The sequence below is a fragment of the Lysinibacillus sp. FSL K6-0232 genome (assembly GCF_038008325.1).
Taxonomy (GTDB): Bacteria; Bacillota; Bacilli; order Bacillales_A; family Planococcaceae; genus Lysinibacillus.
Map to the genome: position 1 here is coordinate 310,820 of NZ_JBBOYW010000001.1, position 13,210 is coordinate 324,029.

Here is a 13,210-nt window from a genome sequence, read left to right on the forward strand (position 1 = left end):
TATCTAATTTTACAAATATTCTTTTAATGCCTAAAATAAAAATTAAATATTTTAAAAGAGTTTAAACGTTATAAAAGGGGAGTCATATATGGGGCGTGTAATTGATATTATTTCAGATTTAGGTGAAGGCTTTGGTTTATATGAAGCTGCTGATGATGCTAGTATTATTGAAATTGTTAGTTCAGCAAGTGTTGCCTGTGGTTTTCATGCGGGAGACCCTAGAACGATGGCGCTGGCTGTTAATGAAGCGATAAAAAAGGGGGTTGGTGTTGGAGCACATCCCGGTTTTCCAGATTTATTAGGCTTTGGGCGTCGAAATATTAGTGTAACACCATGGGAAGTGAAAACGGATGTTCTCTACCAATTAGGTGCACTAGATGCATTTGTTAGAGTGGCAGGTGGTAAACTACAACATATATGTCCACATGGAAGTTTAGGTGATCTTTCCATGGTTGATACAGAATGTGCTGCGGCGATGCTTGAAGCAGTAATCGAATTTAATCCCTCATTAGTTATTGTTACACAAACTGGCGAATTAGAGCGACTTGCTAGAGAACAAGGAATGAAGGTGGCGAAGTTAATTTTTGCTGATCGTGCTTATAATGATGATGGTACATTAGTTTCAAGAAGAAATCCGAATGCTGTTCTCCATGATAAGGATATTGTGATTGAGCGCTGTGTTCGTATGGTGCTAGAAGGTAAAGTAACAACGATTACAGGAAAAGAAATAACAGTTGATGGTGAAAGTATTTTAATTCATGGTGATACAGTAGGCTCTTTAGCATTAGCACGAGATATAAAAGCTGCCTTAATCGACAAGGGTGTGGAAATAAAAAGATTAGCTGATTGGCTTTAAAATATAGAGGGCGTGTCTGAAAAGTTATTTAAAGACATGCTCTAGCTTAATAAGGCTCTTTTAAGAAGCAAGGTTTTATTATTTACTCACTTTCTATAAAAAAATATTATTTTTTATGAAAAAATATGATAAGATTATTTTCTGATTAGCAGCATAGTATGGTGAAAGTATCATAAAACTTTTTACTAATATAGGAAGCTTTTCTATGTTGAGAAAAAAATAAAACTTTTTTTAGAAAAAGTGTTGACCTTTTTTAGATAAGGGTATATTATTATACAAGTCGCCACGGTGACACGCTAAAACAAAGCAAAATATGAACCTTGAAAACTGAACAAGCAAAACGTAATCAATAAATTTTAGTAGCTTACTTTAGTAAGTGAACGAAATAAATTTGGACATCGAATGAAGATGAGATGCCAGCAAAACAATTTGAGCAAATCAAATTTCTTTTTATGGAGAGTTTGATCCTGGCTCAGGACGAACGCTGGCGGCGTGCCTAATACATGCAAGTCGAGCGAACAGAGGAGGAGCTTGCTCCTCTGACGTTAGCGGCGGACGGGTGAGTAACACGTGGGTAACCTACCCTGTAGTTGGGGATAACTCCGGGAAACCGGGGCTAATACCGAATGATACTTGGAAACACATGTTTCTGAGTTGAAAGATGGTTCTGCTATCGCTACAGGATGGACCCGCGGCGCATTAGCTAGTTGGTGAGGTAACGGCTCACCAAGGCGACGATGCGTAGCCGACCTGAGAGGGTGATCGGCCACACTGGGACTGAGACACGGCCCAGACTCCTACGGGAGGCAGCAGTAGGGAATCTTCCACAATGGGCGAAAGCCTGATGGAGCAACGCCGCGTGAGTGAAGAAGGTTTTCGGATCGTAAAACTCTGTTGTAAGGGAAGAACAAGTACAGTAGTAACTGGCTGTACCTTGACGGTACCTTATTAGAAAGCCACGGCTAACTACGTGCCAGCAGCCGCGGTAATACGTAGGTGGCAAGCGTTGTCCGGAATTATTGGGCGTAAAGCGCGCGCAGGCGGTCCTTTAAGTCTGATGTGAAAGCCCACGGCTCAACCGTGGAGGGTCATTGGAAACTGGGGGACTTGAGTGCAGAAGAGGAAAGTGGAATTCCAAGTGTAGCGGTGAAATGCGTAGAGATTTGGAGGAACACCAGTGGCGAAGGCGACTTTCTGGTCTGTAACTGACGCTGAGGCGCGAAAGCGTGGGGAGCAAACAGGATTAGATACCCTGGTAGTCCACGCCGTAAACGATGAGTGCTAAGTGTTAGGGGGTTTCCGCCCCTTAGTGCTGCAGCTAACGCATTAAGCACTCCGCCTGGGGAGTACGGTCGCAAGACTGAAACTCAAAGGAATTGACGGGGGCCCGCACAAGCGGTGGAGCATGTGGTTTAATTCGAAGCAACGCGAAGAACCTTACCAGGTCTTGACATCCCGTTGACCACTGTAGAGATATAGTTTCCCCTTCGGGGGCAACGGTGACAGGTGGTGCATGGTTGTCGTCAGCTCGTGTCGTGAGATGTTGGGTTAAGTCCCGCAACGAGCGCAACCCTTGATCTTAGTTGCCATCATTTAGTTGGGCACTCTAAGGTGACTGCCGGTGACAAACCGGAGGAAGGTGGGGATGACGTCAAATCATCATGCCCCTTATGACCTGGGCTACACACGTGCTACAATGGACGATACAAACGGTTGCCAACTCGCGAGAGGGAGCTAATCCGATAAAGTCGTTCTCAGTTCGGATTGTAGGCTGCAACTCGCCTACATGAAGCCGGAATCGCTAGTAATCGCGGATCAGCATGCCGCGGTGAATACGTTCCCGGGCCTTGTACACACCGCCCGTCACACCACGAGAGTTTGTAACACCCGAAGTCGGTGAGGTAACCTTTTGGAGCCAGCCGCCGAAGGTGGGATAGATGATTGGGGTGAAGTCGTAACAAGGTAGCCGTATCGGAAGGTGCGGCTGGATCACCTCCTTTCTAAGGATATTTTCGGAATACAAACCTTGGGTTTGTACGATTACGTTTTGCTGTTCAGTTTTGAAGGTTCATTCTTCTGAATGAAATACTTCAAAATCATGTACTCCTGTTATTCTCAACAATAGAAGCAGGTAGTAGCTTTGTTCTTTGAAAACTGGATAAAACGACATTGAAATTGTAACAAACACATTTATTTTTTAAGTTTTTTATAGGCTTAATAACATTGTAAAGGTTTCAAGACACGAGCAGTTCTAGGAAGCAAACGAGTGAAGCTGACAACGAAATGCGATGTGTATTGAAAGCTGACGGTTAAGTTATTAAGGGCGCACGGCGAATGCCTTGGCACTAGGAGCCGAAGAAGGACGGCACTAACACCGATATGCTTCGGGGAGCTGTAAGTGAGCTTTGATCCGGAGATTTCCGAATGGGGGAACCCACTACGTTTAATGGCGTAGTATCTTGACGTGAATACATAGCGTCTTGAAGGCAGACCCAGGGAACTGAAACATCTAAGTACCTGGAGGAAGAGAAAGAAAAATCGATTCCCTGAGTAGCGGCGAGCGAAACGGGAAGAGCCCAAACCAAGAGGCTTGCCTCTTGGGGTTGTAGGACACTCTATACGGAGTTACAAAAGAGCGAGTTAGATGAAGCGACTTGGAAAGGTCCGCCAGAGCAGGTAATAGCCCTGTAGTCGAAAGTTCGTTCTCTCCTGAGTGGATCCTGAGTACGGCGGAACACGTGAAATTCCGTCGGAATCCGGGAGGACCATCTCCCAAGGCTAAATACTACCTAGTGACCGATAGTGAACCAGTACCGTGAGGGAAAGGTGAAAAGCACCCCGGGAGGGGAGTGAAAGAGAACCTGAAACCGTGTGCCTACAAGTAGTTAGAGCCCGTTCATGGGTGATAGCGTGCCTTTTGTAGAATGAACCGGCGAGTTACGATTACGTGCAAGGTTAAGCTGTAGAAGGCGGAGCCGCAGCGAAAGCGAGTCTGAATAGGGCGAAGTAGTACGTGGTCGTAGACCCGAAACCAGGTGATCTACCCATGTCCAGGGTGAAGGTAAGGTAACACTTACTGGAGGCCCGAACCCACGCACGTTGAAAAGTGCGGGGATGAGGTGTGGGTAGCGGAGAAATTCCAATCGAACTTGGAGATAGCTGGTTCTCTCCGAAATAGCTTTAGGGCTAGCCTCGTGATGAGAATACTGGAGGTAGAGCACTGTTTGGACTAGGGGGCCATCCCGGTTTACCGAATTCAGACAAACTCCGAATGCCAGATATTTATACACGGGAGTCAGACTGCGAGTGATAAGATCCGTAGTCAAAAGGGAAACAGCCCAGACCACCAGCTAAGGTCCCAAAGTAATCGTTAAGTGGAAAAGGATGTGGCGTTGCACAGACAACCAGGATGTTGGCTTAGAAGCAGCCATCATTTAAAGAGTGCGTAATAGCTCACTGGTCGAGTGACGCTGCGCCGAAAATGTATCGGGGCTAAACGATTCACCGAAGCTGTGGATTGACATCTACGATGTCAGTGGTAGGAGAGCGTTCTAAGGGCGTTGAAGTCAGACCGGAAGGACTGGTGGAGCGCTTAGAAGTGAGAATGCCGGTATGAGTAGCGAAAGACGGGTGAGAATCCCGTCCACCGTATGACTAAGGTTTCCTGAGGAAGGCTCGTCCGCTCAGGGTTAGTCGGGACCTAAGCCGAGGCCGATAGGCGTAGGCGATGGACAACAGGTTGATATTCCTGTACCACCTCCTCACCGTTTGAGAAATGGGGGGACGCAGGAGGATAGGGTAAGCGCGCTGTTGGTAATGCGCGTCCAAGCAGTAAGGTGTGTGTGTAGGCAAATCCGCACACTGTAACGCCAAGCTGTGATGGCGAGTCCGTATGGACGAAGTTCCTGATTTCACACTGCCAAGAAAAGCCTCTATCGAGGTGAGAGGTGCCCGTACCGCAAACCGACACAGGTAGTCGAGGAGAGAATCCTAAGGTGTGCGAGAGAACTCTCGTTAAGGAACTCGGCAAAATGACCCCGTAACTTCGGGAGAAGGGGTGCTCTGTTAGGGTGAAAGCCCGAGAGAGCCGCAGTGAATAGGCCCAGGCGACTGTTTAGCAAAAACACAGGTCTCTGCAAAACCGTAAGGTGACGTATAGGGGCTGACGCCTGCCCGGTGCTGGAAGGTTAAGAGGAGTGGTTAGCGCAAGCGAAGCTACGAATTGAAGCCCCAGTAAACGGCGGCCGTAACTATAACGGTCCTAAGGTAGCGAAATTCCTTGTCGGGTAAGTTCCGACCCGCACGAAAGGCGTAACGATCTGGGCACTGTCTCAACGAGAGACTCGGTGAAATTATAGTACCTGTGAAGATGCAGGTTACCCGCGACAGGACGGAAAGACCCCGTGGAGCTTTACTGTAGCCTGATATTGAATTTTGGTACAACTTGTACAGGATAGGTAGGAGCCAGAGATCTCGGAGCGCCAGCTTCGAAGGAGGCGTCGGTGGGATACTACCCTGGTTGTATTGAAATTCTAACCCATGCCCCTTAGCGGGGCAGGAGACAGTGTCAGGCGGACAGTTTGACTGGGGCGGTCGCCTCCTAAAAGGTAACGGAGGCGCCCAAAGGTTCCCTCAGAATGGTTGGAAATCATTCGTAGAGTGTAAAGGCACAAGGGAGCTTGACTGCGAGACCGACAAGTCGAGCAGGGTCGAAAGACGGGCTTAGTGATCCGGTGGTTCCGCATGGAAGGGCCATCGCTCAACGGATAAAAGCTACCCCGGGGATAACAGGCTTATCTCCCCCAAGAGTCCACATCGACGGGGAGGTTTGGCACCTCGATGTCGGCTCATCGCATCCTGGGGCTGTAGTCGGTCCCAAGGGTTGGGCTGTTCGCCCATTAAAGCGGTACGCGAGCTGGGTTCAGAACGTCGTGAGACAGTTCGGTCCCTATCCGTCGTGGGCGTAGGAAATTTGAGAGGAGCTGTCCTTAGTACGAGAGGACCGGGATGGACACACCGCTGGTGTACCAGTTGTCTTGCCAAAGGCATCGCTGGGTAGCTATGTGTGGACGGGATAAGTGCTGAAAGCATCTAAGCATGAAGCCCCCCTCAAGATGAGATTTCCCATTACGCAAGTAAGTAAGATCCCTCAAAGACGATGAGGTAGATAGGTTCGAGGTGGAAGTGTGGCGACACATGGAGCTGACGAATACTAATCGATCGAGGACTTAACCAAAACCAGTTTGACGCAATTCAATGCACCGTTTATCCAGTTTTGAAAGAATAATTCTTTCAATTGAATAAGTGAAGTGATAATGGCAAAGAGGTCACACCCGTTTCCATACCGAACACGGAAGTTAAGCTCTTTCGCGCCGATGGTAGTTGGGGGCTTCCCCCTGTGAGAGTAGGACGTCGCTTCGCTTATTTTTTATGTGGAGGATTAGCTCAGCTGGGAGAGCACCTGCCTTACAAGCAGGGGGTCGGCGGTTCGAGCCCGTCATCCTCCACCATTATGGTCCCGTGGTGTAGCGGTTAACATGCCTGCCTGTCACGCAGGAGATCGCCGGTTCGATCCCGGTCGGGACCGCCATATTATATGCCGGTGTAGCTCAGTTGGTAGAGCAACTGACTTGTAATCAGTAGGTCGTGGGTTCGACTCCTATCGCCGGCATCATTCCCTTGGAGGGGTAGCGAAGTGGCTAAACGCGGCGGACTGTAAATCCGCTCCTTAGGGTTCGGCGGTTCGAATCCGTCCCCCTCCACCATTTTTAGGGGCATAGTTCAACGGTAGAATAGAGGTCTCCAAAACCTTTGGTGTGGGTTCGATTCCTACTGCCCCTGCCAGGTCTTGAGGTACTCGTTCATATGTAGCTGTTATCATATATAGTGGCGATTGTGGCGAAGTGGTTAACGCATCGGATTGTGGTTCCGACATTCGTGGGTTCGATTCCCATCAGTCGCCCCATTTTAATGTTGGGGTATAGCCAAGCGGTAAGGCAACGGATTTTGATTCCGTCATGCCTAGGTTCGAATCCTAGTACCCCAGCCATTTTTTCTTTTATGAGCCATTAGCTCAGTTGGTAGAGCATCTGACTTTTAATCAGAGGGTCGAAGGTTCGAGTCCTTCATGGCTCATTGTTATTACATAATAAGCGCCCGTAGCTCAATTGGATAGAGCGTCTGACTACGGATCAGAAGGTTATGGGTTCGACTCCTGTCGGGCGCGCCAATAAAATGTGTTTTCGGAATGTAGCTCAGCTTGGTAGAGCACTTGGTTTGGGACCAAGGGGTCGTAGGTTCGAATCCTGTCATTCCGACCATTTTCTAAAATGATGGGGCCTTAGCTCAGCTGGGAGAGCGCCTGCCTTGCACGCAGGAGGTCAGCGGTTCGATCCCGCTAGGCTCCACCATATATTTTAATATTTTTGGAGGTATACCCAAGTCTGGCTGAAGGGATCGGTCTTGAAAACCGACAGGCGGGTAACACCGCGCGGGGGTTCGAATCCCTCTACCTCCTCCATTTCTCGGGTCAGTAGCTCAGTTGGTAGAGCATTAGATTGAAGCTCTAAGTGTCGGCGGTTCGATTCCGTCCTGACCCACCATTATTTGCGGGTGTAGTTTAATGGTAAAACCTCAGCCTTCCAAGCTGATGTCGTGAGTTCGATTCTCATCACCCGCTCCAAGGGCCTATAGCTCAGCTGGTTAGAGCGCACGCCTGATAAGCGTGAGGTCGATGGTTCGAGTCCATTTAGGCCCATCAATCATCATTATTCCGAAGTAGCTCAGTTGGTAGTAGCACCTGACTGTTAATCAGGTTGTCGCAGGTTCGAGTCCTGCCTTCGGAGCCACGGCCCGTTGGTCAAGTGGTTAAGACACCGCCCTTTCACGGCGGTAACACGGGTTCGAATCCCGTACGGGTCATCAAGCATGTAGCATAAGTATATGTTACATGCTTTTTTATTTGTCTTTATACTTGTGAATAGTAATGAGGAAATTTAATAAGTATTAGGATAACTAATGGAAAGAGCTGTTCATATATATTTACTTAATAATATATTGACTGCCCTCTCTTAGAAAAATTGATTCTACGATAAATATGTTAATAATTACAGGTCGGCTATAGAAAAAGATGATGCTGGATAAAATATGTCTGTATTTAAAAAATTTAACTGTCATAAATGAGTCCCATCATCGACAATAGTCAAATTACAATGACTTCGGCAAATGCCAAATAGCCGAGGTACATTTCTATATGGATATTTATGATATTCGTTGGGCAGGTAGTAACTATTTTGTTCAGAAATTGTTTAGTACAATATGCTAATCTATACATGTCATCGTAATTCAAAGCCTAGGCATTCAATTTGTGCCTAGGCTTTTCCATTGTTTAATTTTATATAAAATAACATAACAACTAGCTTTAATTTTGAACAAACTATTTCATATATAAAATATGTATGTTTTTTTAAAAGATATTTTCATGGTGCTAGCACTTTCCTTCCTCTAATATGAGGGTAGATGGAGGAATTGGACTATGAATAGACAGGAGATACAGCAATTTTTAAAGCTTTATCAAGCAGAGCAAAATCACTCAAATACTTGGTTAGAAAATAGATTGCAGCAAATTGCAGCAGCAGGTGAATATAATCCTACAACAGAGGAAATAGTTTTTGGTGCACGAGTGGCATGGCGTAACAGTAATAAATGTATTGGACGTCTATTTTGGCAGTCGCTACATGTAGTAGATGCACGCAATGTTCTAGACGAGCAGGAAGTTTTTCAAAAATTACTAGAACATATCCAGTACGCTACAAATAATGGGAAAATCCGTCCGACTATTACAGTATTTGCATCAGGAAGGGTGCGAATTTGGAATCATCAGCTAATACGCTATGCAGGTTATGAAACGGATTCAGGTGTTATTGGTGATGCACATTCTATTCCGTTTACTAAAATATGTGAATCGTTAGGCTGGAAAGGCGACAGAACTGCCTTTGATGTGCTTCCGCTTGTGATACAGGTGGATGAACGTGCACCACAATTATTTCCAATCCCTAAAGACTATATTTTAGAAGTGCCAATTCGTCACCCAGAGTCAGTAGAGATGGAAAAATTAGGAATGAAATGGTATGCTGTACCTATTATTTCAAGCATGCGTTTTCAAATGGCAGGTATTGATTTTCAGGCAGCTCCATTTAATGGCTGGTATATGGGTACGGAAATCGGAGCGCGTAATTTAGCAGATTATGAGCGCTATAATATGCTTCCAGCAATTGCGGAGATATTTAACCTTGATACAACAAAGCAAGCTTCTCTTTGGCGTGACCGTGCACTAGTTGAGCTTAATATTGCAGTGCTTCATTCCTTTAAAGAAGATGGAGTGAGCATTGTGGATCATCATACAGCAGCGCAACAGTTTAAATTATTTGAAGAGGCAGAGGCATCAGTAGGGAGAGAGGTTACAGGTAATTGGACATGGTTAATTCCACCGTTATCGCCTGCAACTACTCATATTTTTCATAAGCCATATGTGAATGTTTATCATACGCCAAATTATTTTTATCAAAAGCCATGCTATTAATCGCCGAAGGGCTATCGGACTATCCTGATAGCCTAATTTTCTATTAAATTAATAAAGATGCTGTTACACTAAATATACTTTATGTTCTAAGAGAGGGTGAGTCAGTATGCTAAACGAGCATATTCCAAATATCCCGTGGCAGCAATTGACAACGGCTTATGGCAGAGGAACGACTATTCCTCAACTAATTGAGCAAGAGCAATATCAACAGCTAGCCACATTAATTGAGCATCAAGGTACACTTTGGCAGGCAACGCCATGGACTTTGTTAATTCCTTTAAAACGACTTACTGGCAAAAATAAAGAGGATGTGACTTTACAAGAAATAGAACTTTATTTAAGTGTAGCATCCGTTATTACAAAAGATTCCCTCAACCCAGCAAATACTGTTTCCACCATGCAGGAGCTGCTAAATACCCAGTATTTATGGTCAGAGGAAGATGATGAACTAGAGTGGGATAAAGATTTGCCTAAAGGTTATGAACAGCAGGCATTTTTAGGCTATTATTATTTTAGTTATTTACTTTTACAAGAGGCTACTCCGATTTTTACAGCTATTGCTACTACCGATAATAGAGAAGTAGCAGACAGTCTTGCTGAATTATTAGCCTTACTTAAACAGCAAAGCAGCTGGGGAGCGTAATGTATTTTCCCAGCTGCTTTTCTTTAATGAACATATTCATCTCTAGAGGCTCTCATTGAACATAAGAAAAGTACCATTGTGACAACGACAAAGAGCCAGCCTGCAATATTCCAGCCACCGAATAAATCATGTAAGTACCCAAAAAGAATAGGGCCAATAGCAGCAAATAAATAACCGAGTGATTGTGCAAAGCCTGATAAATCTGCCGCCTCAAACGCAGTGCGAGTACGAAGCGTAAAGAACATCATTGCTAATGCAAATGAAGCACCACCTGCTAAACCTAGCAAAATCATCCATAATACCCCTAGACTTGTCCATGCCATCACAACACCTACAAAGCCCACTAAATAAAAGCTTGTAAACATTAAGACAAGAGGTCGCTGTGAAGCCATTTTACTGGCAAAAATGGGTACAGCTAATGCCATCGGAACTTGTGAAAATTGCATAATCGAAAACATCCAGCCAGCTTTATCAGGAGATAACCCTTGTGCAATATAGATTTCAGGAATCCAAGCTGCTGTTGTGTAAAATAGTAAAGACTGCAAGCCCATTGCGCCCGTTACTGCCCATGTAACAGGTGATTTCCATAATGGTGGTGTATCTGACTTTTTAGAGGCAGTAACGGATTCAGGCTTATTTGCTTTTAATTGAGGTAACCATATGACAATAGTGATTATAACAAGCACCAGTGCAATGGCTAATGCTCCTTGCCAGCCCAATGAGGAGTTAGCAATAGGATAGCTAATGCCTGCCCCAACGCCTGCGGTTAAATTCATGGACATTGTGAAAAATGCCATGAGTAAGCCTACATGATAGGGAAATTTCAATTTTAATAACCCTGGAATTAGTACGTTACCAAAGGCTATTGCTACACCAATAAGTACAGTACCAAAGACAAGCAACCCTGTTGTGCCAAGTGAGCGTAGAACAATTCCTAGTGCTAATAAAATAGTAGATAATAATAGTGTGAGCTCAAGTCCTAATTTGCGTGCTACAACTGGCGCAAATGGCGATACAACAGCGAAAGCAAGTAATGGAATCGTTGTTAGAAAGCCTGCTAATACATTAGAAATACCAAGGTCATCACGTATAAAGGATACAATTGGGCCAACAACCGTTAATGGCATTCGCAATGTAGACGCTATAAAGATGACTCCTAAAACTAATAGTAATGTTCTTCCTTTCCAGCTAATTTTTTTACTTGGATAATTAGTGGAATGATTATTTTCTGTCAAAATAAGCTCCTCCTATTCATAACCATTCTAATTGGACTACTATAACACTTTATCACAGGATTAAAAATAGTAGAAAATTCATAAAAAATTGAACATTTAACATTGTATTGAAACGGCAAAGGTCTTATGTTAATATAATAAACATCATAAATTTAATAATTATATGCCTCATGTTTGTATTGAGGTAGAGGTCGCGGTATTTATTAGTAAACTAATGGAGATGACAAGCATTGAAGAGATTAGTTGAAAGGAAATACTGCCGAAGTGTAAGGGGACTTGAAAACCTTATGCTGGGGCTGTTTCCGAAAGGAACAGAACTGTCACGTTGACACAACGTGTTGAGCTATCATTTAAAGAAACTGAGGATTAACTTAGCCATCACAGTGTTTATGTGATGGCATTTTTTTGCCTCATTAATAGGAAGGAAGCTATATCGTGAGTGAAATAAAAGTAAATCAGCTTGGTCATAAAACGCCGAAGCTGAAAAAGGAATTAAAAAGTCGCCATATTACAATGATTTCTTTAGGTGGAACAATTGGCACAGGGTTATTTTTAGCTAGCGGAGGAGCCATTGCACAAGCAGGTCCTGGGGGAGCATTGCTTGCCTATGCTTTAATTGGTGTGATGGTGTACTTTTTAATGACAAGCTTAGGAGAAATGGCTGCTTATATGCCGTCATCAGGTTCCTTTAGTACGTATGCTACAAAATTTGTAGACCCTGCTCTTGGCTTTGCATTAGGATGGAATTATTGGTATAACTGGGCAATTACTATTGCAGCAGAAATTGCAGCTGTATCCTTAATTATGAAATATTGGTTCCCAGAGAGTTCATCAGCATTATGGACAGTATTATTTATTGCAGTTGTGCTAACGTTTAATTTATTATCCGTTAAGAGCTATGGTGAGAGTGAATATTGGTTTGCGATGATTAAAGTAGCAACTGTTATTGTATTTATTATTATTAGCATCTTAATGATTTTTGGAATTTTGGGTGGACAAGCACCTGTAGGATTTACGAATTTCTTTATTAGTGATGGGCCGTTTCATGGTGGCTTCCTTGCGACATTTGGAATTTTTCTTGCCGCTGGATTTTCATTCCAAGGAACAGAGCTACTTGGCGTAACGGCTGGTGAAACAGATGATCCCGGCAAAAATATTCCAAAGGCAGTGAAATCAGTATTTTGGCGAATTATTTTATTTTATATTTTAGCGATTGCTGCAATAGGGCTATTAATCCCATTTACAGATGAGCGTTTATTGTCAGAAGATATTGCTGTATCACCGTTTACGTTAGTGTTTGATCGTTTAGGTATTGCCTTCGCTGCTTCTCTTATGAATGCCATTATTTTAACGGCTATGTTATCGGCAGGTAATTCAGGGCTATATGCAGCTTCGCGTATGCTATGGCAATTAGCAGTGGAGGGACATGCACCTAAATTCTTTACAAAGCTAAGCCGTCGAGGAATTCCAATCTATGCATTGCTTGCAACATTAGCTGTAGGTTGCTTAGCATTTTTAGCATCATTTTTCGGAGATGGCGTTGTCTATATTTGGCTGTTAAATGCTTCAGGGATGTCTGGCTTTATCGCATGGCTTGGTATTGCCTTTAGCCATTATCGCTTCCGTCGTGCTTTCGAGGCACAAGGCTTAGACCCAAAGCTTCTACCATATAAAGCTAAACTATACCCGTTTGGACCGCTCTTTGCCTTTACCGTTTGTATGATTGTTGTAGTAGGTCAAAATTACACAGCCTTTATGGGTGGTAAAATTGATTGGTATGGCGTTCTAGTTTCTTATATTGGGATACCGCTATTTTTACTGCTATGGTTTGGCTATAAGATTAAGTATAAAACGAAAATACTTCCACTTGAACAATGTGATTTACGTTAGGTGCC

Annotated in this window: 5 protein-coding genes, 17 tRNA genes, 3 rRNA genes and 1 riboswitch; of the genes, 24 read left to right on the forward strand and 1 reads right to left on the reverse strand. The window is 44.1% G+C overall.

Annotation, left to right across the window (positions count from 1 at the left end):
* Positions 1-88: 88 nt before the first annotated feature.
* From MHB42_RS01450 to MHB42_RS01560, 23 genes are all read left to right on the forward strand, one after another.
* On the forward strand, positions 89-856 hold the full coding sequence (locus MHB42_RS01450) for a LamB/YcsF family protein (protein ID WP_340803989.1): 768 nt from the start codon (positions 89-91) through the stop codon (positions 854-856).
* A 449-nt stretch (positions 857-1,305) separates the two neighbouring features.
* Positions 1,306-2,856, forward strand: a 16S ribosomal RNA gene (locus tag MHB42_RS01455).
* A 307-nt stretch (positions 2,857-3,163) separates the two neighbouring features.
* A 23S ribosomal RNA gene (locus MHB42_RS01460) occupies positions 3,164-6,092 on the forward strand.
* A 69-nt stretch (positions 6,093-6,161) separates the two neighbouring features.
* Positions 6,162-6,277 (forward strand): 5S ribosomal RNA (gene rrf / locus MHB42_RS01465).
* Together the 16S, 23S and 5S rRNA genes with 17 tRNA genes alongside form the textbook arrangement of a ribosomal RNA operon.
* 13 nt (positions 6,278-6,290) lie before the next feature.
* A tRNA-Val gene (locus MHB42_RS01470) sits at positions 6,291-6,366 on the forward strand.
* 4 nt (positions 6,367-6,370) lie between these two features.
* A tRNA-Asp gene (locus tag MHB42_RS01475) sits at positions 6,371-6,446 on the forward strand.
* Positions 6,447-6,454: 8 nt separating this feature from the next.
* Positions 6,455-6,527, forward strand: a tRNA-Thr gene (locus MHB42_RS01480).
* Positions 6,528-6,537: 10 nt separating this feature from the next.
* Positions 6,538-6,621 (forward strand) — tRNA-Tyr (locus MHB42_RS01485).
* 5 nt (positions 6,622-6,626) lie between these two features.
* Positions 6,627-6,700, forward strand: a tRNA-Trp gene (locus tag MHB42_RS01490).
* A 45-nt stretch (positions 6,701-6,745) separates the two neighbouring features.
* Positions 6,746-6,821, forward strand: a tRNA-His gene (locus tag MHB42_RS01495).
* Between the two features lie 9 nt (positions 6,822-6,830).
* Positions 6,831-6,905 (forward strand) — tRNA-Gln (locus MHB42_RS01500).
* A 13-nt stretch (positions 6,906-6,918) separates the two neighbouring features.
* Positions 6,919-6,991, forward strand: a tRNA-Lys gene (locus MHB42_RS01505).
* A 17-nt stretch (positions 6,992-7,008) separates the two neighbouring features.
* Positions 7,009-7,085 (forward strand) — tRNA-Arg (locus MHB42_RS01510).
* 14 nt (positions 7,086-7,099) lie between these two features.
* Positions 7,100-7,176, forward strand: a tRNA-Pro gene (locus tag MHB42_RS01515).
* Between the two features lie 14 nt (positions 7,177-7,190).
* Positions 7,191-7,266, forward strand: a tRNA-Ala gene (locus tag MHB42_RS01520).
* Positions 7,267-7,283: 17 nt separating this feature from the next.
* Positions 7,284-7,376: transfer RNA gene (locus MHB42_RS01525), tRNA-Ser, on the forward strand.
* 6 nt (positions 7,377-7,382) lie between these two features.
* Positions 7,383-7,458: transfer RNA gene (locus tag MHB42_RS01530), tRNA-Phe, on the forward strand.
* Positions 7,459-7,464: 6 nt separating this feature from the next.
* Positions 7,465-7,538, forward strand: a tRNA-Gly gene (locus MHB42_RS01535).
* A 1-nt stretch (position 7,539) separates the two neighbouring features.
* A tRNA-Ile gene (locus MHB42_RS01540) sits at positions 7,540-7,613 on the forward strand.
* 14 nt (positions 7,614-7,627) lie between these two features.
* Positions 7,628-7,704 (forward strand) — tRNA-Asn (locus MHB42_RS01545).
* A gap of 1 nt (position 7,705) precedes the next feature.
* Positions 7,706-7,777 (forward strand) — tRNA-Glu (locus MHB42_RS01550).
* A gap of 613 nt (positions 7,778-8,390) precedes the next feature.
* Positions 8,391-9,437 carry a nitric oxide synthase oxygenase gene (locus MHB42_RS01555; RefSeq protein WP_340803991.1) on the forward strand — a complete coding sequence of 349 codons (1,047 nt, stop codon included), beginning with the start codon at positions 8,391-8,393 and terminating at the stop codon, positions 9,435-9,437.
* Between the two features lie 106 nt (positions 9,438-9,543).
* A complete protein-coding gene (locus MHB42_RS01560) occupies positions 9,544-10,080 on the forward strand; it encodes a hypothetical protein (protein WP_340803993.1) in 537 nt (178 codons plus the stop codon).
* Between the two features lie 23 nt (positions 10,081-10,103).
* On the opposite strand, the gene MHB42_RS01565 is transcribed toward MHB42_RS01560, so the two are convergent.
* Positions 10,104-11,315 carry a CynX/NimT family MFS transporter gene (locus MHB42_RS01565; RefSeq protein ID WP_340803995.1) on the reverse strand — a complete coding sequence of 404 codons (1,212 nt, stop codon included), beginning with the start codon at positions 11,313-11,315 and terminating at the stop codon, positions 10,104-10,106.
* Positions 11,316-11,492: 177 nt separating this feature from the next.
* Positions 11,493-11,669, forward strand: a riboswitch (Lysine riboswitch).
* Between the two features lie 81 nt (positions 11,670-11,750).
* Here MHB42_RS01565 and MHB42_RS01570 point away from each other — a divergent pair.
* Complete coding sequence (locus tag MHB42_RS01570) at positions 11,751-13,205, forward strand: amino acid permease (protein WP_340803996.1); 1,455 nt, start codon at positions 11,751-11,753, stop codon at positions 13,203-13,205.
* The last annotated feature ends 5 nt before the right edge of the window (positions 13,206-13,210 follow it).

Bases quoted from the DNA above. Each gene is read 5' to 3' on its own strand.
- MHB42_RS01450 (WP_340803989.1), top strand. From the start codon at position 89: ATGGGGCGTGTAATTGATATTATTTCAGATTTAGGTGAAGGCTTTGGT.
- MHB42_RS01555 (WP_340803991.1), top strand. From the start codon at position 8,391: ATGAATAGACAGGAGATACAGCAATTTTTAAAGCTTTATCAAGCAGAG.
- MHB42_RS01560 (WP_340803993.1), top strand. From the start codon at position 9,544: ATGCTAAACGAGCATATTCCAAATATCCCGTGGCAGCAATTGACAACG.